This window comes from Jatrophihabitans sp. YIM 134969, from assembly GCF_054456675.1.
Genome location: NZ_JBTJEQ010000007.1, coordinates 100891 through 122017, shown reverse-complemented (window position 1 = coordinate 122017; position 21127 = coordinate 100891). Strand labels below are relative to the sequence as shown.

The window sequence follows — 21127 nt, the reverse complement described above, 5'->3', positions numbered from 1 at the left end:
CCACGGGTACGGCCGGGCGGCGACCCTCGCCGCGGCCGCGGCGTTGCGCGAGCTCGGCGCGTCGAGCGCGGTGGTGTGCACGCCGACCGCCCAGCCCGGCGCTGTCGAGACCTACGTGTCGGCCGGGTTCGAACGGTTCCCGGCCGCGCTCGACATCCGCCGCCCGTGACCCCCGGCGTGCCCCCCCGCTGTCAGCCGCGCCGGAAGCGCAGGGTGACGATCTGGAACGGTCGCAGGGTGATCGTCGCGGTGCCGCCCGGTCCGGCGGCGAACCCGGGTTCGTCGCGCGGCCGTTCGAGCAGGTCGACGGTGTCGACCGCCGCCGCCGGGAAGGTCGGCGTGACCGTCGCGGTGGCCCGGCGACCGCGGGACTCGTAGAGCCGGACCACGACGTCGCCGCCACGGTCCTCGGCCAACTTGACCGCCTCGACCACCACACCAGTGCCGTCGACGCGCAGCAACGGCTCCACCGTCAGCGCGCCCGGCACGCTGCGCACGGGCAGGTTGATGCGGTACCCCTCGCGTACGGCGGTGCCGATCGTTGCACCCGGCACCAGTGCGTAGCGCAGCGTGTGACGGCCCTGGTCGGTTTCGGGGTCCGGTGACTGCGGCGCCCGCAGCAGGGACAACCGGATGCGGGTCGCGGTGCCGCCGCCCGCCTCCGCCGGTCGGGACTGCCGGGTGACGTCGTGCCCGTAGGTGCTGTCGTTGACCACCGCCGCGCCGTAGCCCGGGGCGTCGACGTCGGCCGGCTCCCCGACGTGCACCCAGCGGTGCGCGCAGGTCTCGAACATCGCCGCGTCCCAGCTGGTGTTGGTGTGGGTCGGCCGGAAGACGTGGCCGAACTGCACCTCGCCGGCGTAGCGCTCGGCCGTGACGTCGACGTCGAACGTCGCCTTCAGCAGCTTCTCGCGTTCGTGCCAGTCGACCTCGGTGACGACGTCGACCCGCGCGACGTCAGGGGGCAGCGTGATCGTGCTGACCAGCGACGAGTCTCCGAAGTACCGGGTGACCCGCAGACCACCGGGCACCTCCTCGATCCCGCTCGCCTCGACGAGGTCGACGACCGTGTTGCGGTAGAAGCGGTCGACGTCCCACGCGTCGAACACGTTCGGGGTGTCGTGGTGCAGCTGGAACAGGTTGCCCGCACCGCCCGGTGGGATGACCTCGCGGTCCCCGTGCGCGACGTCGACGACCGAGCGGATGACACCGTCGGCGTCGACCCGCACCCGCAGCGAGCCGTTGTCCAGCAGCCACCCGTCCTCGACCGGGCCGACGGCCGCACCGGGACCGGTGATCGCGACGCCCGCCGCGAACGGCTCGACGCCGTCGCGGGGGTCCGGTGTCGGGTTGAACGTCAGGGCGACCGTGCCGTCGCCGGCGAGGTCGGCGAGCGCCTCGCCGACGATCGTCTCGAGTTCGCCCGCGACCGCGGCGTAGTTCGCCGCCGCCTCGCGGTGCACCCAGTGGATCGACGAGCCGGGCAGGATGTCGTGGAACTGCTGGAGCAGGACGGTCTTCCAGACCCGGTCGAGAGCGTCGTACGGATAGTCGTGACCGTTGCGCACAGCAGCGGTCGTCGCCCACAGTTCGGCCTCGCGCAGCAGGTGTTCGCTGCGTCGGTTGCCCTGCTTGGTCTTGGCCTGGCTGGTGTAGGTGCCGCGGTGGAACTCGAGGTAGAGCTCACCCACCCACACCGGGGCGTCGGGGTACTCGGCCTCGGCGGCCTCGAAGAAGGCGCGGGCCGGCTGCACGGTGACCGCCGGGGAACCGTCGAGGTCGGCGGTGCGGCGGGCGCGGGCGAGCATCTCGCGGGTCGGTCCGCCCCCGCCGTCGCCCCACCCGAACGGCAGCAGCGACGTCGTGGCGTGACCCTTCTCGGCGAACTGCCGCGCGGCGCGGGCGAGTTCGGCCCCGGAGACCTCCGAGTTGTACGTGTCGGACGGCGGGAAGTGCGTGAACACCTGCGTGCCGTCGAGGCCCTCCCAGCGGAAGGTGTGGTGCGGGAAGCGGTTGGTCTGGTTCCACGAGATCTTCTGGGTCAGGAACCAGCGCGAACCCGAGAGCGCGACGAGCTGGGGGAGAGCCGCGGTGTAACCGAAGGAATCCGGCAGCCACACCTCCTCGGTGTCGAGGCCGAACCGGTCGAGGAAGTACCGCTTGCCGTGGACGAACTGCCGGGCCAGGGCCTCGCCGCCGGGCATGTTGGTGTCGGACTCGACCCACATCCCGCCCACCGGCACGAAGCGACCGCTCGCGACCGCGTCACGCACCCGCGTGAACACCTCGGGCCGGTGCTCCTCGATCCAGGCGAACTGCTGCGCCGAGCTCATGGCGTAGACCAGGTCGTCGTCGTGGTCGAGCAGGTCGACCACGTTCGAGGTGGTCCGCGCGACCTTGCGGATCGTCTCGCGGGTGGGCCACAGCCAGGCCGAGTCGATGTGGGCGTGCCCGACGGCGCTGATGCGGTGGGCGCTGGCGCGGGCCGGGACGGCGAGCGCCGGGGCGAGCGCGGCCCGGGCCGCCGCCGCGGTCCGGCTCGGGCCGTCGACCGCGGTGACGTCGAGGACGTCGCAGGCCGCGTCGACGGCGCGCAGGATCTCGAACCGGCGCGCGTCGACGTCGGGGAGTTCGGCGGCCAACTGGCCGAGCACCTCGAGGTCCTGGACCAGTTCCCACACCGGTTCGTCGACGACCGCGAGCTCGGCCTGTCGGAGCGCGTACTGCGGCGCGAGCCCCGCGGTGAGCAGATCACCCAACGGGCTCGGGGTGAAGTCGAACCCGCCGCCACCGAGCAGCAGCGGGTTGGCGGCCGCCTCGACGAAGAAGGTGAAGCCGACGGCGTCGTCGTCGACCGCGATCCAGCGGCTCTGCGGGTGCAGTCCCTTCACCGGCGAGCCGTCCGGGCGGTACACGAGACCTTCGGCGTGGAACCCGGTGCGGGACGGGTCGAAACCGATGTCGAGGACGACCTCAAGCCGTCGGCCCGCGTGGCTCGGTGGCACGGCGCCGGTGACCCGGAACCACGACGTCGACCACGGTGGCCCCCACGCCTCGCCCACGGCCATCGGCCGGTAGTCCGCCGCGAGCGCCTGCCGCACGTCCACCGGTTCGCCGACCACCGGCCGGCCGTCGACCTCACGCTCCGGCACGTCGTACCGCGCGACCTCCAACGGCACCCGCTCCACCCACCAGGCGTCGGTCAACCGTTGCAGCGTGCGGTGGAGGCGGTCGGTGGTCAGGCGAGGGTCCTGGTGCACCGGGGTGATTCTGCCTGCCCCCGTTCAGGCGTCGACGTCGCCGTGCAGCAGGGCCTCGCCGCGGGGTGAGATGCGGTAACCGACCTCGAGGCTCTCGGTGAGGCCGAGCTCCTTGAGCTTGCGGACGTCCCGCTTGAACACGACCGTCTCGAGGCCGCGGAGCTCGGCGAGGTCGGGGGCGCGGCGGGCGGGGTTCGCGGCGATGAGGGCGAGCACCTCGCGGGTCCAGGCGCCGTGGCGGGAGGAGGCGTCGAGGCGGTCGAGGCGGGTGTTCAGCCGACTGCGCTCGTCGGCGGAGAGGTCGGCGTCGTCGCGCAGGGCGACGCGCGGGTCGTCGCCGGCGTAGCGCAGCCCCACTCGCCAGATCGGGTGCTTCGGCCGGTCGCCGCGGGGTTCGAGCAGGGCCAGCAGGGCGGCCCTGGTCGGCGATCCCGCCCGTCGGGCGTCGTCGGCGGTGATGGCCGAGGCCGCCACCCGGTCGACGCCGGTGACCTCGAGCAGCCCGACCTTCGTGCGCATCCTCGTACCGGGCAGCAACCGGGGGCGTTCCCAGCGTCGGAACGCGAGGTCGACCTCGCCGCGGCGGATGGCCTCGAGCTCGGCCGGCCGGATCAACACGGCCCCGAGCATAGATTTCGCGGACCTCGGCGTCGTGGTGACGCCGAGGTCCGCAGGATCCGAGGTGGTACCGCTCAGACGCGGCGCTTGTAGGCCCGGGTCGCGAGCGGGACGAACACCACGAGCAGGCCGGCCATCCACGCCAGGGTGATGAGCACCGGCTGCAGGATCGGGCCGCCGACGGTCAGGCCGCGGATGGCCTCGACCAGGTGCGAGGCCGGGTTGACCTTGACGAACGCCTGCAGCCAGCCCGGCAGTGAGTCGGTCGGGACGTAGGCGTTCGAGCCGAACGTCAGCGGGAACATCACGAGGAACGCGATGCCCTGCACGGCGCCGGACGACCGCGCCTTCATGCCGATCCACACGCCGACCCACGACAGGCTCAAGGCGAACGCGATGCCGAAACCGATCCCGCCGATCGCGTACAGCGGATTGGTGCCGATGCGGAAACCCATGATGTAAGCGGTTCCGACGAGGAACACCGTGAGGATGAGGTAGCGCAGCAGGTCGGCGAGCACGGCGCCCGCGAGCGGCGCGAAGCGGGCGATGGGCAACGACCGGAACCGGTCGAACACGCCCTTCTCGATGTCGGTGTTGAGGTTCACGCCGATGGCGATCGAGCCGAACAGCAACGACTGCACGAGGATGCCGGGGACGACGTACTGCAGGTAGGCGTGCTGGTTCCCGCTGACCGCGCCGCCGAAGACGTACACGAACAGCAGCAGGAAGATGATCGGCTGGATCGTGACGTCGATGAGCGCCTCGGGCGTGCGGTAGGTCTTGAGCAGCGACCGCCAGGCGAGCGCGCCGACGTGCCGGAACACCCGGCCCGGTGTGCGACGGCCCGCGGGTCGCTGGCCGATGGGGAGCGCGTCGGGCGCGGTGGCCGAGGGCGCGGTGAGGGTGGAGGTCATGCCGCCACCTCCTCGAGGGGTTCGGAGGGCTGCCGGCCGGTGAGCGTCGCGAAGACCTCGTCGAGGCTCGGCAGGTGCAGGGACAGTTCGGTGACCGCGATGTCGGCCGCGGCGAGCCGGGCGACCACGTCGGTGAGGGCGCGGTCGTCGGTGACGGCGACGGCGGCGACGCCCGGGCGTGGGTGTTCGACCGTCCCGGCGGCGACGCCCTCGAGCACGGTGTCGACCTCGGGCAACCGCGAGGGGTCCGACGGCCGGACCGACAACGTCTGCCCACCGACGATGCGCTTCAGCTGCTCCGGCGTGCCCTCGGCGATGACGCGTCCGTGGTCCATCACCAGCACCTCGTCGGCGAGAGCGTCGGCCTCCTCCAGGTACTGCGTGGTGAGCAGCACGGTCGCACCGCCCGCGACCAGGCGTCGGACCACGTCCCACATCTGGTCGCGCTTGGCCGGGTCCAGCCCGGTGGTGGGCTCGTCGAGGAAGATGACGTCGGGGAACCCGACGAGGCTCGCGGCGAGGTCGAGGCGCCGGCGCATGCCGCCGGAGTAGGTCTTGGCGGTGCGTCCGGCCGCGTCGGTGAGGTCGAACCACTCCAGCAGCTGCGCGGCGCGGGCCTTGGCCTCCGACCGTGACAGGTCGAGCAGCCGGCCGATGAGCACGAGGTTCTCGGTGCCGGTCAGGTCCTCGTCGACCGAGGCGAACTGACCGGTCAGCCCGATCCGCTCCCGCACCTGGACCGACTGCCGGGTGACGTCGAACCCGCCGACGGTCGCGGTGCCGCTGTCCGGGGCGATGAGCGTGGCGAGCATCCGGACGGCCGTCGTCTTGCCGGCCCCGTTGGGTCCGAGCACGGCCGTCACCGACCCGCGCCTGACGCGCAGGTCGACGCCGTCGAGCGCCCGGGTGTCGCCGAAGGTCTTGACCAGGCCGGTGGCCTCGACGGCCCACTCCGACCCGGTGGTGGAGGTCTCTGTCATGGGATCCACTCTGGAGGGCCGCGCTGGCACGACTCTGGCACGGCGCTGACACGGGCCCGAGCCGCGCTGACACGGGCACCCGAGGACACTGGACCGACGTGACGACCTTTGCCGACCTCCAGCTGCGCCCCGAGGTGCAGGCCGCCCTCGACGCGTTGGGCTACGAGGAGCCGACGCCGATCCAGGCCGAGGCGATCCCGCCGCTGCTCGAGGGCCGCGACGTCCTCGGCCAGGCGGCGACCGGCACCGGCAAGACCGCCGCGTTCGCGTTGCCGCTGCTGGAGCGCCTCACCCCCGGTGGCACCGCGCCGCAGGCCCTCATCCTCACACCCACCCGCGAGCTCGCGATCCAGGTCGGCGAGGCCGTGCACCGCTACGGCAAGGGCCTCGGCACCCGGGTGCTGCCGGTGTACGGCGGCTCGCCGATCGGACGCCAGATCCGGTCGCTGGAGTCCGGCGTCGACGTCGTGGTCGGCACTCCCGGCCGGGTGCTCGACCACATCCACCGCGGGACGATGGACCTCTCGGAGGTGACCGTCGCCGTCCTCGACGAGGCCGACGAGATGCTCGACATGGGCTTCGCCGAGGACCTCGAGGCGATCTTCGCGGCGCTGCCGACGCCCCGTCAGACCGTGCTGTTCTCGGCCACCATCCCGTCGCGGATCAACCACCTCGTCAAGCGCTACCTCGACAACCCGGTGCGGGTGCAGATCAAGCGCGAGGAACTCGCCGCGGGAGAGCAGCCCCGCATCCGACAGGTCGCCTACGTCGTGCCGCGCGCCCACAAGGCCTCGGCGCTCGGACGCCTGCTGGACATCGAGGCGCCCGCCGCCACCATCGTGTTCGCCCGCACCCGCGAGGAGGTCGACAGCCTCGCCGAGACCCTGACGGCCCGCGGCTACCGCGCCGAACCGTTGCACGGGGGCATGACGCAGGAGGCCCGTGACCGCATCATGGGCCGCCTGCGCAACGGCACGGCCGACCTGCTCGTGGCCACCGACGTCGCCGCCCGCGGGCTCGACGTCGAACAGCTCACCCACGTCGTCAACTACGACGTCCCCTCCGCACCGGACGCCTACGTCCACCGCATCGGGCGGGTCGGTCGCGCCGGTCGGGAGGGCACGGCGATCACCCTGGTCGAACCGCGTCAGCACCGGCTGCTCAAGACGATCGAGCAGCACGTCAAGGCCAAGATCGCGGTCGAGAAGGTGCCGACGGTCGCCGACCTGCGGGCGCGCCGGCTCGAACTGACCCGGGCGTCGCTGCGCGAGACCGTCCTCGAGGACGACAACCTCGACCAGTTCCGCGTGGTGCTCGACAGCCTCTCGGACGACTTCGACGTCGTCGACATCGCGTTGGCCGCGATCAAGCTGGCCCACGAGGCGGGCGGACCGGCCGACGACGACGCCGACATCCCGGTCGTCGCTCCCCGGGTGGACGACGCCCGCACCGGCTCGAACCGTGCCACCCCGCCGCGGCGCCGCGCCGGTGGTGACGACGTCACCCGGCTGTTCCTCGGCCTCGGCCGCGACGCCCACGTGCGGCCGCAGGACATCGTCGGCGCCATCGCGAACGAGTCGTCCCTGCCCGGCCGGGCGATCGGCGCCATCGAGATCCAGCAGCGGTTCTCCGTGGTCGACATTCCCGCCGACAGCGCCGACGAAGTGATCGTTGCACTGCGCAACACGACGATCAAGGGCCGCAAGCCGAAGGTCGAGCGCTACACCCCCCGCTGAGAACTGGTGCCGGCTCGGACGACCGCGGCGGCCTGCTCGCGCAGCGTGTCGAGCACGGTGCGCACGACCCGGCGTTCCACCCGGTCGGCCCGCACCAGGGCCTCGACCCAGCGAGCGGGCCGCGGACCTCGCAGCGGCCGCGACACGACCTGACCACCGGGCCGGGCCGCGAGGACGTACCGGGGGAGCAGGGCGACACCCTGCCCGGCGGCGACCAGGGCCTCCGCGACGTGGAAGTCGTTGATGCGGTGACGGATCGTGAACGTCGTGCCGGCGCGGGCGGCCAACTCGTCGACGACCGCCGCGATGGGGAAGCCCTCCTGCACCGTGATCCACGGCTCGTCGGCGAGGTCGGCCGGTCCCACCTCGTCGCGTGCGGCCAGCGGGTGCCCGGGCGGCAGGGCGACGTCGAGCGGTTCGCGGAACAGTCGCGTCACGCTGACACCGGGCTCGGCGAACGGAGCGCTCCGGGCCGGGCGGTGGGCGATGACGACGTCGGCCGACGCGGTCAGGGCGAGGAAACCGTCGGTGCCGACGTCGTTCTCGGCACACTCGACCTCCACCCCCGCCTCGACCGCCCCGAGCAGGCGCGGGAACAGCAGTTCCCCGGCGGACTGGAACGCGGACACCCGCACCGTGCCCGTCGGGCGGGCGGCGTGGTCCGCCACGGCGGCCTTGGCCCGTTCGACGGCGACCGCGACGTCGACGGCGCGGGCGGCCAGGGCCCGGCCGGCGGCCGTGGGCCGGACCCCGCGGCCGTCACGCTCGACCAGGGCCGTGCCGGCGAGGCGTTCGGCGATCCGCAGTTGCTGCGAGACGGCCGACGGCGTGCAGTGCAGGATCGCGGCGGCGCCGGTGACACTGCCGGTGGCCACGACCTCCCGGACCGCTTCCAGTTGTCGTAGGTCCATGTAGCAACGCTACAACGTCGGTGCAGCAGACTTCGATGGATCTTCACGGACCGGTCGCGGAGACTGGACGCCGTGACCGCACGTGACCGCCTGCTCGCCCTGCTCGTGGCGGCTGTCTGGGGCCTGAACTTCCCGGCGACCCACCTGGCCCTCGAGCAGTTCCCGCCGTTCCTGCTCGTGGCGGTCCGCTTCGCCGTCATCGCGGTGCCGGTGCTGCTGTTCGTGCCCCGCCCGGACGTGCAGTGGCGCTGGCTGCTCGGCTACGGCGTCGGGTTCGGCGTGCTGCAGTTCGCGTTCCTCTACGCCGGCATGGCGGCCGGGATGCCGAGTGGCCTCGCGTCGCTCGTCCTGCAGTCGAGCGCCCCGTTCACGGTGCTGCTCGGCGCGGTGCTGCTCCGGGAGCGCATCACCCGGCGGCAGCTGATCGGCGTCGCGGTGGCCGTGGCCGCGATGGCTTCGATCGGCGCGTTGCGGGCCCAGAGCGCAGCGCTGCTCCCGGTCGTCCTGACCGTCCTGGGCGGTCTCGGCTGGGCGTTGGGCAACCTCGCGAACCGGCAGGCGCGCACCGACCGGCCGTTCGCGCTCATGCTCTGGATGTCGGTGGTCCCGCCGCTGCCGATGCTCGCGCTGTCGCTCGCGTTCGAGGGACCCGGCCGTGACGCCGACGCGTTCCGCACGCTGTTCACGGTGCACGCGCTGCCGGCGCTGGGCGGCCTGCTCTACATCGTGCTGGTGGCGACGCTGCTGGGCTCGGGGATCTGGACCTGGCTGCTCTCGCGCCACGCGTCCGGTCAGGTCGCGCCGTTCTCGATGGCCGTGCCCGTGGCGGGGTTCCTCGGGTCGTGGCTGGTGCTGGGCGAGCGGCCGGACCCGGCCGAGATCGTGCTCGGTGCGGTCGTCGTCACCGCCGTCGTGTGGGGCATGACGCCCCGCCGCGCCCGCCGAGCACCCGACCCTGCGAACCTCGGCGTCACCACGACGCCGGACCTCGCAGAATCGGTGCGGTGAGCGACCCGGTCACCGACTTCGACGAGGCCGTGCTCGACCTCGTCGAGCGCATCCCGCCCGGACGCGTGATGACGTACGGCGACATCGCGGCCCACCTGCAACGCGGCGGCGCGCGCGGTGTCGGAGGGGTGATGGCCCGCCACGGCGACGCCGTCGCCTGGTGGCGGGTGGTGCGGTCGACCGGCCTGTTGCCCGCCCACCTCATGATCGAGGCGCAGCGCCAGTGGCACCGGGAGGGGACGCCGCCCCGGCGCGGCGGTGTCGACCTCGAGACCGCACGGTGGGATCCGGGGTGACGCGCCTACGCTCCGACCGTGGTGCGCAGCAGCGGGTGGTACAGCGGCTCCGACCGTGACGCCTACATCCACCGCGCGTGGATGCGACGCGGCCTGCCCGAGCACGCGTTCGACGGCCGTCCGCACATCGCGATCGCCAACACCGCCTCGGACCTGACGCCGTGCAACGCCCACCTCGACGAGGTCGCCACCAGCGTCAAGCAGGGCGTGTACGAGGCGGGCGGGATCCCGCTGGACCTGCCGGTGGTCTCCCTCGGCGAGACGCTCGTACGCCCCACCGCCATGCTGTGGCGCAACCTCGCCGCGATGGCCACCGAGGAGATGCTGCGGGCCAACCCGATCGACGGCGTGGTGCTGCTCGGGGGGTGCGACAAGACCATCCCGATGCTGCTCATGGCGGCGGCATCGGTCGACCTGCCCGCGGTCGTCGTGCCGGGCGGTCCGATGCTCACCGGCACGTTCCGCGGGCAGCCGCTCGGGTGCGGGACAGACGTGTGGCGGCTGTCGGAGGAGGTCCGCGCCGGCACGTTGTCGCAGGAGCAGTTCATCCGCAGCGAGAGCTCGATGATCCGCAGCCGCGGCCACTGCAACACCATGGGCACGGCGTCGACCATGGGCCTGCTCGCCGAGGCGCTCGGGATGGTGTTCCCGGGTCTGGCCGGCACGCCGGCGCCCGACAGTCGACTGTTGCAGGGTGCACACGAGAGCGGCCGGCTCGCGGTCGAGCTCGTGGCGGCCGACCGCAAGCCCAGTGACGTCATGACGAAGGCCGCGTTCCACAACGCGATCGTGACCCTCGCCGCCATCGGCGGGTCCACCAACGCCGTCGTCCACCTGCTGGCGATCGCGGGCCGGTTAGGCGTGGACCTCACCCAGGACGACTTCGACCGGATCGGTTCGGGCGTGCCGCTGCTCGTCGACCTCCAGCCGGCGGGCCGGTTCCTCATGGAGGACTTCTTCCGCGCCGGCGGCCTGCACGCGGTGTGGCACGAGATCGCCGACCTGCTCGACCCCTCCGCCGTCACGGTCACCGGCGAGCGCCTCGTGGACGGCTTCCTCGACGCCCAGATCTGGGATCCCGACGTCATCCGCTCCCGGGCCGAGCCGCTGCTGCCCGAAGCCGGGATCGCCGTCCTGTACGGCAACCTCGCCCCCGACGGCGCGGTGGTCAAACCCGCGGCGGCGTCGGCGCACCTGCTCGAACACCGCGGCCGGGCCGTCGTGTTCGACTCGGTCGAGGACGTCCGCGCCCGCATCGACGACCCCGACCTCGACGTCGACGCCGACTCGGTGCTCATCCTGCGCGGCTGCGGGCCGAAGGGGTACCCGGGCATGCCCGAGGTCGCGAACCTGCCGCTGCCGCGCAAGCTGCTGGAGCAGGGTGTGCGCGACGTCGTGCGCATCTGCGACGGCCGGATGAGCGGTACCGCCTACGGCACCGTGGTCCTGCACGTCTCACCCGAGGCGGCCGCCGGCGGACCGCTGGCGAAGGTCCGCACCGGGGACGTCGTGGTCCTCGACATCGCGAACCGACGTCTCGACGTCGAGACACCCGGCTTCGAGGACCGCGAACCCGACCCCGCCACGGTCGCGGCCTTCGCCCGCCCCGAGCGGGGCTGGACGAAGCTCTACGTCGAGTCGGTCCAGCAGGCCGACACCGGCGCCGACCTCGACTTCCTCGTCGGCGGCAGCGGCCACGACGTCCCCCGCGAGTCCCACTGACCCGCTGATCCCCTCGCGTCGACGCGCCCCGACCACCACCGGCGAGTGGGCACCTCTCCCCGTGAGTGGGCAGGAATTTCGTGCCACTCGGCGGGGAAGGTGACCACTCGCCAGATCTCTCGGGCTGGTCAGTCGGGGCGCGTAGGTCGGGCGGGTCAGGCGGGGAAGAGCGCGGCGACGGCGGCGGGGTCGACCCGGGCGTCGGGGCCCTGGTGCATCCGGGAGCCGGTGGCGCGGTAGCCCTGGGCGTGGAGGGCGGCCTTGATGCCGGCGGGGGAGCCGTGCAGGACGTCCGCGACCGTCTGCACCCGGGCCGTGGCGGCGGCACGAGCGGTGTCGTCACCGGACTCCACAGCGGTGGCCAGGGCGGCGAAGGCGGCGGGGTCGGCCGCCGACATGCCCGACACCAGCCCACGGCCGCCAACACCCGCGACCGACACCATCTCGGTGTCGGCGCCGGACCACGCGGACGTGCCGGGCGGGAGTTCCGCGACGTACTCGCCGAAGCGCGCCGCGGCCCGGCCCGACAGCTTCGCCCCGGCGAGGCCGGTCCGGCGGGTGAGCTCGGCCAGCACCGCGGGGGCGAGGTCGACGCCGGTGCGGTCCGGGAACAGGTACGCGTAGACCTCGGCGTCACCTGCGGCGTCGACGATCGCACCGAAGTGGGCCAGCAGGTCACCGGCGTCGACGGCGAAGTAGTACGGCGGCAGCGCCGCGAGCCGCCGCACCCCGAGCGTCACCGCCTGCCGGGTCAGGGCCACCGCCTGCGAGGTCGCGGGGGACCCGACGTGCGCGACGACGGTGTCGGGTGTCCACGCCTGCAACGCCAACTCGAACAGCGCGATCCGCTCGGTGTCCTGCAACGCCGGGAACTCACCGGTGGTGCCGGCCACGAACACGCCGTCGACGTGCTCGCGCAGCGCCGTGTGCAACCGCGTCGTCTCACCGGGGTCGATCGCGCCGTCGGCTCCGAACAGCGTGGGGACGGCGGTGAGGACCTCAGGGCGGGTCACGTCACTTCGCCGCGTGGGTCATCGACATGACGTCGAGGACCTGGTCCAGCTGCTCCTCGGTGATCGCGCCGGACCCGACGTGTCCGCGCTCGATGGTGACGGCCTTGATCGTCTTGCGCTCGGCCAGTGCCTGCTTGGCGATCTTGGCGGCTTCGTCGTAGCCGACGTAGTGGTTGAGCGGCGTGACGATCGACGGCGAGGACTCGGCGTACTCGCGGCAGCGGTCGACGTTCGCCTCGATGCCGCTGATGCACTTGTCGGCGAAGACCCGCGACACCGTCGCGAGGATCCGGACCGACTCCAGCACGTTGCGGCTCATGACCGGCAGCATGACGTTGAGCTCGAAGTTGCCGGCGGCGCCGCTCCAGGCGACGGCGGCGTCGTTGCCGACGACCTGGGCCACGACCTGCATGACGGCCTCGCACAGGACCGGGTTGACCTTGCCGGGCATGATCGACGACCCCGGCTGCAGGTCGGGCAGCGCGATCTCCGAGAGCCCCGTGCGTGGACCGGAACCCATCCACCGGATGTCGTTGGCGATCTTGTTGAGGCCGACCGCGACGGTGCGCAGCTGACCCGACAGCTCGACCAGGCCGTCACGGGCGCCCTGGGCCTCGAAGTGGTCGACGGCCTCGGTGAGCGGCAGGCCGGTCTCGGCCGCGATGAGCGCGATGACCTCGGCGGCGAACCCCTCGGGCGCGTTGATGCCGGTGCCGACCGCGGTGCCGCCGAGCGGCAGTTCGGCCACGCGACCGAGCGACGACTGCAGCCGGTCGACCCCGCGCCGCACCTGGGTGGCGTAGCCCGCGAACTCCTGCCCGAGCGTGACGGGCGTGGCGTCCATGAGGTGGGTGCGGCCGGACTTCACGACGTCGGCGAACGCGGTGGACTTCGACTCCAGCGAGGCCGCGAGGTGCTGCAGGGCCGGGACGAGGTCGCGCAGGACGGCCCGGGTGGCGGCGATGTGGATGGCCGTCGGGAACTGGTCGTTGCTCGACAGCGGGTCGTTGACGTCGTCGTTCGGGTGCACGGTGGCGCCCTCACCGAGGGCCTTGGCCGCGAGGGTGGCGAGCACCTCGTTCATGTTCATGTTGCTCGACGTGCCGGACCCGGTCTGGAAGACGTCGATCGGGAACTGGTCGTCGTGGTCACCACGGGCGACGGCGGTGGCCGCCGCGGCGATGGCGTCGGCCTTGGCGGCGTCGAGCTTGCCGCGCTTGGCGCGGACCCGGGCGCCCGCGCCCTTGACCAGCGCGAGGCCCGCGATCAGCTCCCGCTCGATCGGCTGGCCGGAGATCGGGAAGTTCTCGACGGCCCGTTGGGTCTGCGCGCGCCAGAGGGCGTCGACGGGGACACGGACCTCACCCATCGAGTCCTTCTCGATGCGGAAGTCCGCGGGGCGGGACTGATCGGACCGGGAGCCGGGATCGGCGGAGGTGGACACGTCCCTAGACGTTAACGTCCACGCCCCCGGCCGGGCTGGTGACTCCGGTCTCGCCGGCGTCGGGAGCCGCGTCGAGGTAGGAGTCGGGCAGTGCGGCCAGCAGGCGGAACTGGTCCTCGGCCCCCGAGCCCGGGGTCGGCCCGAACACCAGCAACCGCTGGCCGGTGGCGGGGTCGACCGCCCAGCGGCAGTCGATGTGCAGGACCCCGACCTCTGGGTGCCGTAGCCGTTTGCGGTCGAACGACCGGACCCGGACGTGCTGCTCGTCCCACAGTCGCGCGAACTCCGGGCTGGCGGCCCGCAGGTCGCGGACGAGCTCCTCGACGTCAGGGTGGCCCCGCCGCCGTGACGCCGTGGCCCGCAGGTCGGCCACGTAGGTCCGGCTGACCTGGGCGTGGTCCTCGACCGGGTGACGCCACCGCGTGGTCGGGTCGGTGAACCACCGCCAGGTGGTGTTGCGGCCGCGGCCCGGGGCTCGCTGCGGGCCGATGAGCATCGTGCCGAGGCGGTTCTGGGCCAGCACCTCGCCGAGGTCGGTGATGATGCAGGCCGGGGTGTCGTCCAGGTGGTCGAGCAACGCCTGCAGGACGACGCTGGTGGACGCGTTCGACGGCGTGCGCTCGGGCACCGGCGCGCCGACCATGCGGTGCAGGTGGTCGGTCTCGTCCGGGTCGAGGTGCAGCGCCCGCGCCAGCGACGCCGCCACGCTCGCGGTCGGCGTCGACCCCCGCGCCTGCTCCAGCCGCTTGTAGTAGTCGGTGGAGATGCCGGCGCGCGAGGCGACCTCCTCCCGGCGCAGCCCGGTGACCCGGCGGCGGCCGTCGTCGACGACGTCGACGGGTTCGGCGGCCGCCCGGGCCCGGCGCAGGAACCCGGCGAGGCCCGGACGGTCGATGCTGCTCACCCGGTCGAGTGTCCGCTCCCCGACCGGGTGTGTGAGGGGGACGGTGAGTCCCCGGGTGGGCGCTGGGTGTGGTCCACGCCGTCCGGACCCGCCCCGGGCTCGCTAGGGCTGTCCGGGCTGCTGGCCGTACGGCTGCCCGTAGCCGGGCTGGGGCTGGCCGGCGTGACCGGGCTGACCCGGAGGGCCCTGCGGCGGCTGCCCGTAGGGCGGCTGCCCGTAGGGCGCGCCCTGTGCCGGCGGACCCTGGGGCGGTGGTCCCTGGGGCAGCTGGCCGCCACCCTGACCCGGACCCGCCGGGTCGAACGACTGCTGACCGGCGAGCGCCCGCGGCGCGCCACCGGGACCGGCCGGCTGGCCGTAGCCCAGCTCCGCGGCGGTCTGCTTGGCGGCGTCACTCACCGGGATCGCGACGACGGCCGTGCCGTACGCGCAGATCTCGGTCCAGACGTCGCCCATCTCGGAGGTGTCGAAGCGCATCGCGATGATCGCGTTGCCGCCGCGGGCGCGGGCGGACTCCAGCATGCGGCCCATGACCTCGTTGCGGCTCTCGATGAGCGCCTTGGTCATGCCGACGAGTTCACCGCCGAACATGGACTTGAAACCCGCGCCGATCTGGGAGAACGCGTTGCGGGAGCGGACGGTCAGCCCGAACACCTCACCGCAGACCCGCTGGATCTCCCAGCCCTCGATGTCGTTCGTCGTCACACAGAGCATGGGCCGATCCTCCCCGGTTCGGGGCCGCCCGGCACACCCGGGGCGTGTTCGGGTTCTGTCGGTGCGCTCAGTTCCGGTCGAAGTCGACCGAGGAGTAGGCGCGCAACTTGCCGAGCTGGTGGATGGAGTCGACGACCCGGATGGTGCCGGACTTGCTGCGCATGACGATCGACTGGGTCGCGACCGAGTCCGCGTAGTAGTGCACCCCGCGCAGGAGTTCGCCGTCGGTGACGCCCGTCGCGCAGAAGAAGATGTCGTCGCCGCGGACCAGGTCACGCGTGGTGAGCACGGCGTCGAGGTCGTGGCCGGCGTCGAGGGCCTTCTGCTTCTCGGCGTCGTCGGTCGGGGCGAGGCGGGCCTGGATCTCCCCGCCCATGCAGGTGAGCGCGCAGGCGGCGATGATCCCCTCGGGCGTGCCGCCGACGCCCATGAGCAGGTCGACACCGGTGCCCGGGCGGGCGGCCATGATCGCGCCGGCGACGTCGCCGTCGCTGATGAAGACGATGCGGGCGCCGGCGTCGCGGATCTCCTGGACCAGGCCTTCGTGCCGGGGCCGGTCGAGGACGCAGACGGTGACGTCGGAGTTGCTGCCGCGCTTGGCCTTGGCGACGGCGCTGATGTTCTCGGCGACCGGCGCGGTGATGTCGATGACGCCCGCGGCCTCGGAGCCGGTCGCGATCTTGTCCATGTAGAACACGGCGGACGGGTCGAACATGCTGCCGCGGGGGGCGACCGCGATGACCGCGACCGCGTTGGGCATCCCCTTGCTCATCAGCGTGGTGCCGTCGACCGGGTCGACCGCGACGTCGCACTCCGGGCCGGTGCCGTCGCCGACCTGCTCGCCGTTGTAGAGCATCGGCGCGTGGTCCTTCTCGCCCTCGCCGATGACGACCGTGCCGCGCATCGACACCGTCCCTATGAGGGTGCGCATCGCGTCGACGGCCGCGCCGTCGCCGCCGTTCTTGTCGCCCCGCCCGACCCAGCGCCCGGCGGCCATCGCCGCCGCCTCGGTGACACGGACGAGTTCGAGGGCGAGGTTGCGGTCGGGTGCCTCACGTGAGACGGCCAGGGCGGGGGGCAGCGCGCTCGAGTCCACGGACGCGATCCTCCCAGAACGCGCCGACGTCCGGGATGTGTGATCGGCGCCATTTTGGGCATAGACAACGCTCATGACGGCGATCTTCCGGACGAAGTCGATCGAGCAGAGCAAACGCGACGCCGCGGGCGACACCGGCGACGTCGGTGGGGAGTCGCTCAAGAAGAACCTCTCGGCGTTCGACCTCACCGTGTTCGGGGTCGGCGTCGTCATCGGGACCGGCATCTTCGTGCTCACCGGCCTGCAGGCCCACGAGAACGCCGGGCCCGGGATCGTCATCTCGTTCGTGCTCGCCGCCGTCGCGTGCGGGTTCGCCGCGCTCTGTTACGCCGAGTTCGCGGCCGCGGTGCCCGTGGCCGGGTCGGCGTACACCTTCAGCTACGCCACGCTCGGTGAGGTCGTCGCCTGGATCATCGGCTGGGACCTCGCGTTGGAACTGGCCCTCGGGGCCGCGGTCGTGGCCCGCGGGTGGTCCGGGTACTTCCAGACGTTGTTCGGCCTGCCGGACTCCATCGCCGGCGAGAGCGCCCCGGTCGACCTCATGGCCGTGCTGATCGTCGTGCTGGTGACGGTGTTCCTCTTCCTCGGGACCAAGCTCTCCGGTCGGCTGACCAGCATCCTGGTGATCATCAAGGTCGCGATCGTGTTGTTCGTCATCATCGCCGGGTTCTTCTTCGTCAAGGCGAGCAACTACACGCCGTTCATCCCGAAGTCGGTGCCGTCCGAGGGGGAGTCCGGGCTCAAGGCGCCGTTGCTGCAGGTCGCCACCGGCATCACCCCGAGCCACTTCGGGTTGTTCGGGGTCATCGCCGCGGCCTCGCTGGTGTTCTTCGCGTTCATCGGGTTCGACGTCGTGTCGACCGCGGCCGAGGAGACCAAGAAGCCGCAGCGTGACCTGCCCATCGGCATCATCGGCACGTTGATCATCTGCACCCTGCTCTACGTCGGCGTCTCGTTCGTCATCACCGGGATGGTCAACTACAGGGACGATGCGCTCGCGACGTCCGCACCGCTGGCCGAGGCGTTCAAGGTCGTGGGCGCGGACTGGGCGGCGCGCCTGGTGTCGATCGGTGGGATCTGCGGCATCACGACCGTGGTCATCGTGCTGATGCTGGGTCAGGCCCGCGTGCTGTTCGCGATGTCGCGCGACCGGCTGCTGCCGCCGGTCATCTCCAAGGTGCACCCCAAGTTCGGCACGCCGTACGTCACGACCGTCATCACCGGCGTCGTCGTGGCGCTGCTCGCCGCGTTCGTGCCGCTCGCCGAGCTGAGCGAGTTGGTCAACATCGGCACGCTGTTCGCCTTCGTGGTCGTGTCGATCGGCGTGATCGTGCTGCGCCGCAAGCAGCCGGACCTCGAGCGGCCGTTCCGCGTTCCGCTGGTGCCGCTCGTGCCGATCCTCGCGGTGCTCTCGTGCCTGTGGCTGATGATCAACCTTCCCACCGACACCTGGATCCGGTTCGCGATCTGGATGGCGGTCGGGATGGTCATCTACTTCACCTACGGCGTCCGCCACGCCCGCACCCGCGCGTCGGCGGACGCCGAGTCGGAGGAACGGGCCTCCGCGGCGTCGTCGGGGAAGTCGCTCTAGGCCCCGCTCCGGCGCGCGGCGACCACGCGGTCCAGCCAGTCGGCCAGCAGGCCGCGTTCGGCCGTGCTGAGCGGCGGCAGGTCCGCGACGGCCGCCCGCAGGCCCACCGCGGCGGTCCGGACCGGGTCGTCGGCCGAGGTCGGGGCGTCCACGAGGATCTGGGCGAGCACGGCGTCGAGCAGGGCGTCGGCGAGGCCCGGGTCGCGGCGGCCGGGCGGGGTCGCGACCAACGTCTGGACGACCCCGGTGCCGGCGGCGTGGATGAGGTCGGCGGCGCGTCGTTCGTCGACACGCAGACGGCCGGCCGCCGCGACCCGGTGCACCCGTTCGGCGAGCAGGTCCCACCCGAGCCGCACCGCGGGTGAGAGCGGGGCCCGCGCCGGGTCGTGGAGCAGGGCGAACACCGCGGGGTGCTCGAGCCCGAACCCGATCTGGTCGTTCCACCCGGTGCGCAGGTCGTCGACCGGGTCGACCCGCTCGGCGCGGGCGGCCTCGACCCGGGCGGCCTTCGCGGCGACGAACCGGGCGAGCTCGTGCTCGGCCACGGCGTCGAGCAGGCCGTCCTTGTCGCCGAACAACCGGTAGATCGCCGGAGCCTGCACGCCCGCGGCCTCGGCCACCCCGCGGGTGGTGACGGCCGCGGCCCCACCCTCGTGGAGCAGGCGGGCGGCGGCCTCGACGATCGCGGTGCGGGTGTCGGCGCGCTCGGCCAGCTCGGTCACGGATCAACGATAACGCCGAGTTGCTATCGCTGTGATTCCGGCGCTACCTTGGTCTCGTTATCGCTGTTACCACCACTGTCTAGGAGCTCACCCGTGATCGTCGTGACCGGAGCGACCGGAGCCCTGAACGGGGCCACCGTCGACCACCTGCTGGACCGGCTGCCGCCGTCCGACCTCGTCGTGGTGGCCCGCGACCCCGCCCGCGCCGAGCGCTTCGCTGCCCGGGGTGTGGAGGTGCGGAAGGGCAGCTACGAGGAGCCGGACGAGTTGGAGTCGGCGTTCCGCGGCGCCGACCAGGTGCTGCTGGTGTCGTCCAACGATCCCGGCGCCGACGCGGTGTCGTTGCACCGTGCAGCGATCGAGTCCGCGGTGGCGGCAGGTGCCGCGCGGATCCTCTACACCAGCCACCAGGGCGCCGCGCCGGACAGCCCGTTCGCACCGGCGAAGGTGCACGCCGCCACCGAGGACCTCCTCGCGGCATCCGGTGTGCCGTGGACCTCGCTGCGCAACGGGTTCTACCTCCACAGTCTGGACTGGCTGACCGGCCCGTGGCGCGAGACCGGCGTGGTCAGCGTGCCCGCCGACGGTCCGGTGTCGTGGACCTCCCGAGACGACGCCGCCGAAGCCGCCGCGCTGATCCTCACGGCCGAGACGCCGTACGAGGGTCCCGTGACCCTCACCGCTCCCGAGGCCCCCACGTTCGCAGAGGTCGCGGAGATCGCGGGTGAGGTCGTGGGTCGACCGGTGCGGTGTGAGGTCGTCGGGGCCGAGCCGTGGCTCGCGGAGCAGGACGCCGCGGGCAACGGCCGGGCGCGGTTGCTGCTCGGCATGTACGAGGCGGCCGCCGCCGGTCTGTTCGCCGGCACCGACCCGCTGCTCGGCGAGTTGCTCGGCCGCGCCCCTCGATCGGTGCGCGACCACCTGGCCGGCTGAGGTCGCGCGGGATCCGCTCCGGGTCCCGGTTCACCGTTGCAGGCGGCAACGGTGAGTTGATGCCGGAGGTGTCCTCAGTGGTCGTCGGTGTCGCCGGTGCCTGCGGCCAGTCGTTCCCGTGCCGCCTGCAACCAGGTCTCGCACAGCGCGGCGAGCGCCTCGCCCCGCTCCCACAGGGCGAGCGACTCCTCCAGGGACTGGCTGCCCGCCTCGAGCGCACGCACGATCTCGGCGAGCTCGGTGCGCGCCTGCTCGTAGCTGGTCGGCATGGGCGGTCCGCCGCCGGTCTTCTCGCTCATCGTCCGCGACCCTAGTCCGTGGGTCGCGGGGGCATGGTGTGGACGGATGGTATGTGCGCATATGATGTGCGCGCATACCTTCTGACGAGAGGACGCGTCATGTGGACCACGGAGTACTGCCGGGTGACCGCTGCCGACCCCGCGCGCGTCTGGGCTGTGCTCGCCGACGTCGACGGCTGGGGCGCGTGGAACGACGGCATCGACCACATCGAGCTGGACGCACCGCTCGGTGTCGGTGCGACCTTCCGGATGACCCCGCCCGGCGAGGAACCCCTCGTCAGCACGATCGCCGAGCTCGACCCCGGTCGGCGGCTCACCGACGTCACCGAGCTCGACGGCGTCGTCGTGCGGGTGGCGCACGACCTCGAACCCACCGACGACGGCCGCACGCGCGTCACCTACCGGGTCGAGGTGGCCGGGCCGTCCGACCCGGAGGTGGCCGAGCAGATCGGGCGGGCGGTCTCGGCGCACTTCCCCGACGTCCTGGCCGGCCTCGCGGCCGCCGCCGAGGCGGCGTGATCGAGCAACCCGAACGCAGCCCGGGGTTCCTGCTCTGGCGGCTCACCCTGCGGTGGCAGCGCGAGGTCACGGCCGCGCTGGAGCCGTTCGGACTCACCCACGTGCAGTTCGTGCTGCTGGCGAGCACGGCCCGGCTCAAAGACCACGACGTCACCCCGAGCCAGGCCGCGCTCGCCGCGCACGCCGGGACCGACGTCGCGATGACCTCCCAGGTGGTGCGGGCGCTCGAGGCCAAGGGCCTGCTGGCCCGCGAGGTCGACCCGCGCGACTCCCGCGCACGCGTGGTCCGGCTGACCCCCGCGGGCGCGGCCCTGGCCGGCCCGGCCGTCGACGCGGTCGAGGCTGTCGACCGGGCCCTGCTCGCCCCGCTGCCCCGCACCGTCGCCGCCGGCTTCACCGCCGGGCTGCGCCGCCTGGCCGCCCCGGACTGACGACCGGTGACGGTCG

At 72.7% G+C, this 21127-nt stretch carries 19 protein-coding genes and 2 pseudogenes; 9 read left to right on the top strand and 12 right to left on the bottom strand.

Going from position 1 to position 21127, the window contains the following annotated elements; all coding sequences use genetic code 11:
- Positions 1 to 169, top strand: a pseudogene (locus tag ACXR2U_RS06130) (GNAT family N-acetyltransferase); the annotation flags it as partial.
- Between the two features lie 22 nt (positions 170 to 191).
- On the opposite strand, the gene ACXR2U_RS06125 reads toward ACXR2U_RS06130, so the two are convergent.
- The 4 genes from ACXR2U_RS06125 to ACXR2U_RS06110 form a co-directional block, all read right to left on the bottom strand.
- Entirely contained in the window at positions 192 to 3260 is a 3069-nt protein-coding gene (locus ACXR2U_RS06125) for an alpha-mannosidase (protein ID WP_458824052.1), read from the bottom strand.
- 24 nt (positions 3261 to 3284) lie between these two features.
- Positions 3285 to 3878, bottom strand: a complete 594-nt coding sequence (locus tag ACXR2U_RS06120; RefSeq protein ID WP_458824051.1) for an ASCH domain-containing protein — start codon at positions 3876 to 3878, stop codon at positions 3285 to 3287.
- A 74-nt stretch (positions 3879 to 3952) separates the two neighbouring features.
- Positions 3953 to 4792: an ABC transporter permease gene (locus ACXR2U_RS06115; RefSeq protein ID WP_458824050.1), complete on the bottom strand. Its 840-nt coding sequence runs from the start codon at positions 4790 to 4792 to the stop codon at positions 3953 to 3955.
- Positions 4789 to 5772 carry an ATP-binding cassette domain-containing protein gene (locus ACXR2U_RS06110; protein WP_458824049.1) on the bottom strand — a complete coding sequence of 328 codons (984 nt, stop codon included), beginning with the start codon at positions 5770 to 5772 and terminating at the stop codon, positions 4789 to 4791. Before ACXR2U_RS06110 ends, ACXR2U_RS06115 begins: the two co-directional genes overlap by 4 nt.
- Positions 5773 to 5870: 98 nt before the next feature.
- Here ACXR2U_RS06110 and ACXR2U_RS06105 point away from each other — a divergent pair, with 98 nt between their 5' ends.
- Complete coding sequence (locus ACXR2U_RS06105; protein WP_458824047.1) at positions 5871 to 7508, top strand: DEAD/DEAH box helicase; 1638 nt, start codon at positions 5871 to 5873, stop codon at positions 7506 to 7508.
- Here ACXR2U_RS06105 and ACXR2U_RS06100 read toward each other — a convergent pair.
- The gene (locus ACXR2U_RS06100; protein ID WP_458824046.1) at positions 7493 to 8419 is read right to left on the bottom strand and encodes a LysR family transcriptional regulator; all 927 of its coding nucleotides are present in this window, start codon (positions 8417 to 8419) and stop codon (positions 7493 to 7495) included. The genes ACXR2U_RS06105 and ACXR2U_RS06100 overlap by 16 nt on opposite strands.
- Before the next feature lie 72 nt (positions 8420 to 8491).
- Between ACXR2U_RS06100 and ACXR2U_RS06095 the strand changes: the two genes are divergently transcribed.
- The 3 genes from ACXR2U_RS06095 to ACXR2U_RS06085 are packed head-to-tail and all read left to right on the top strand — an operon-like array spanning position 8492 to position 11445.
- Positions 8492 to 9427 (top strand): EamA family transporter, encoded by a 936-nt coding sequence (locus ACXR2U_RS06095; RefSeq protein ID WP_458824044.1) that lies wholly within the window; start codon positions 8492 to 8494, stop codon positions 9425 to 9427.
- Complete coding sequence (locus ACXR2U_RS06090) at positions 9424 to 9723, top strand: MGMT family protein (protein ID WP_458824042.1); 300 nt, start codon at positions 9424 to 9426, stop codon at positions 9721 to 9723. Before ACXR2U_RS06095 ends, ACXR2U_RS06090 begins: the two co-directional genes overlap by 4 nt.
- An 18-nt stretch (positions 9724 to 9741) precedes the next feature.
- A complete protein-coding gene (locus ACXR2U_RS06085; RefSeq protein WP_458824040.1) occupies positions 9742 to 11445 on the top strand; it encodes a dihydroxy-acid dehydratase in 1704 nt (567 codons plus the stop codon).
- A gap of 155 nt (positions 11446 to 11600) precedes the next feature.
- Here the strand turns inward: ACXR2U_RS06085 and ACXR2U_RS06080 are convergent, their stop codons facing one another.
- The 5 genes and pseudogenes from ACXR2U_RS06080 to glpX all read right to left on the bottom strand — a co-directional run bounded on the left by ACXR2U_RS06080 (position 11601) and on the right by glpX (position 16616).
- Entirely contained in the window at positions 11601 to 12458 is an 858-nt protein-coding gene (locus tag ACXR2U_RS06080) for a dihydrodipicolinate synthase family protein (protein ID WP_458824039.1), read from the bottom strand.
- A gap of 1 nt (position 12459) precedes the next feature.
- Positions 12460 to 13902 carry a class II fumarate hydratase gene (locus ACXR2U_RS06075; RefSeq protein WP_458824038.1) on the bottom strand — a complete coding sequence of 481 codons (1443 nt, stop codon included), beginning with the start codon at positions 13900 to 13902 and terminating at the stop codon, positions 12460 to 12462.
- Between the two features lie 4 nt (positions 13903 to 13906).
- The gene (locus ACXR2U_RS06070; protein WP_458824037.1) at positions 13907 to 14806 is read right to left on the bottom strand and encodes a helix-turn-helix transcriptional regulator; all 900 of its coding nucleotides are present in this window, start codon (positions 14804 to 14806) and stop codon (positions 13907 to 13909) included.
- Positions 14807 to 15145: 339 nt separating this feature from the next.
- Positions 15146 to 15520 (bottom strand): annotated as a pseudogene (locus tag ACXR2U_RS06065) (YbjQ family protein); the annotation flags it as partial.
- A gap of 67 nt (positions 15521 to 15587) precedes the next feature.
- Entirely contained in the window at positions 15588 to 16616 is a 1029-nt protein-coding gene (gene glpX, locus ACXR2U_RS06060) for a class II fructose-bisphosphatase (protein WP_458824036.1), read from the bottom strand.
- A 73-nt stretch (positions 16617 to 16689) separates the two neighbouring features.
- Here glpX and ACXR2U_RS06055 point away from each other — a divergent pair, with 73 nt between their 5' ends.
- Positions 16690 to 18207 carry an amino acid permease gene (locus tag ACXR2U_RS06055; RefSeq protein ID WP_458824035.1) on the top strand — a complete coding sequence of 506 codons (1518 nt, stop codon included), beginning with the start codon at positions 16690 to 16692 and terminating at the stop codon, positions 18205 to 18207.
- Here ACXR2U_RS06055 and ACXR2U_RS06050 read toward each other — a convergent pair.
- Positions 18204 to 18929 carry a TetR/AcrR family transcriptional regulator gene (locus ACXR2U_RS06050; RefSeq protein WP_458824034.1) on the bottom strand — a complete coding sequence of 242 codons (726 nt, stop codon included), beginning with the start codon at positions 18927 to 18929 and terminating at the stop codon, positions 18204 to 18206. The two genes, ACXR2U_RS06055 and ACXR2U_RS06050, sit on opposite strands and share 4 nt — an antisense overlap.
- A 93-nt stretch (positions 18930 to 19022) precedes the next feature.
- Between ACXR2U_RS06050 and ACXR2U_RS06045 the strand changes: the two genes are divergently transcribed.
- Positions 19023 to 19862, top strand: coding sequence for an SDR family oxidoreductase (locus ACXR2U_RS06045; protein ID WP_458824033.1), 840 nt, complete (start codon positions 19023 to 19025; stop codon positions 19860 to 19862).
- Positions 19863 to 19936: 74 nt separating this feature from the next.
- Here ACXR2U_RS06045 and ACXR2U_RS06040 read toward each other — a convergent pair whose 3' ends face one another.
- Positions 19937 to 20161 (bottom strand): exodeoxyribonuclease VII small subunit, encoded by a 225-nt coding sequence (locus ACXR2U_RS06040; protein WP_458824032.1) that lies wholly within the window; start codon positions 20159 to 20161, stop codon positions 19937 to 19939.
- A 99-nt stretch (positions 20162 to 20260) separates the two neighbouring features.
- Here ACXR2U_RS06040 and ACXR2U_RS06035 point away from each other — a divergent pair, with 99 nt between their 5' ends.
- Positions 20261 to 20680 (top strand): SRPBCC family protein, encoded by a 420-nt coding sequence (locus tag ACXR2U_RS06035; RefSeq protein ID WP_458824030.1) that lies wholly within the window; start codon positions 20261 to 20263, stop codon positions 20678 to 20680.
- Positions 20677 to 21111 (top strand): MarR family winged helix-turn-helix transcriptional regulator, encoded by a 435-nt coding sequence (locus ACXR2U_RS06030; RefSeq protein ID WP_458824029.1) that lies wholly within the window; start codon positions 20677 to 20679, stop codon positions 21109 to 21111. The genes ACXR2U_RS06035 and ACXR2U_RS06030 overlap by 4 nt, the downstream gene beginning before the upstream one ends.
- Positions 21112 to 21127 lie beyond the last annotated feature (16 nt).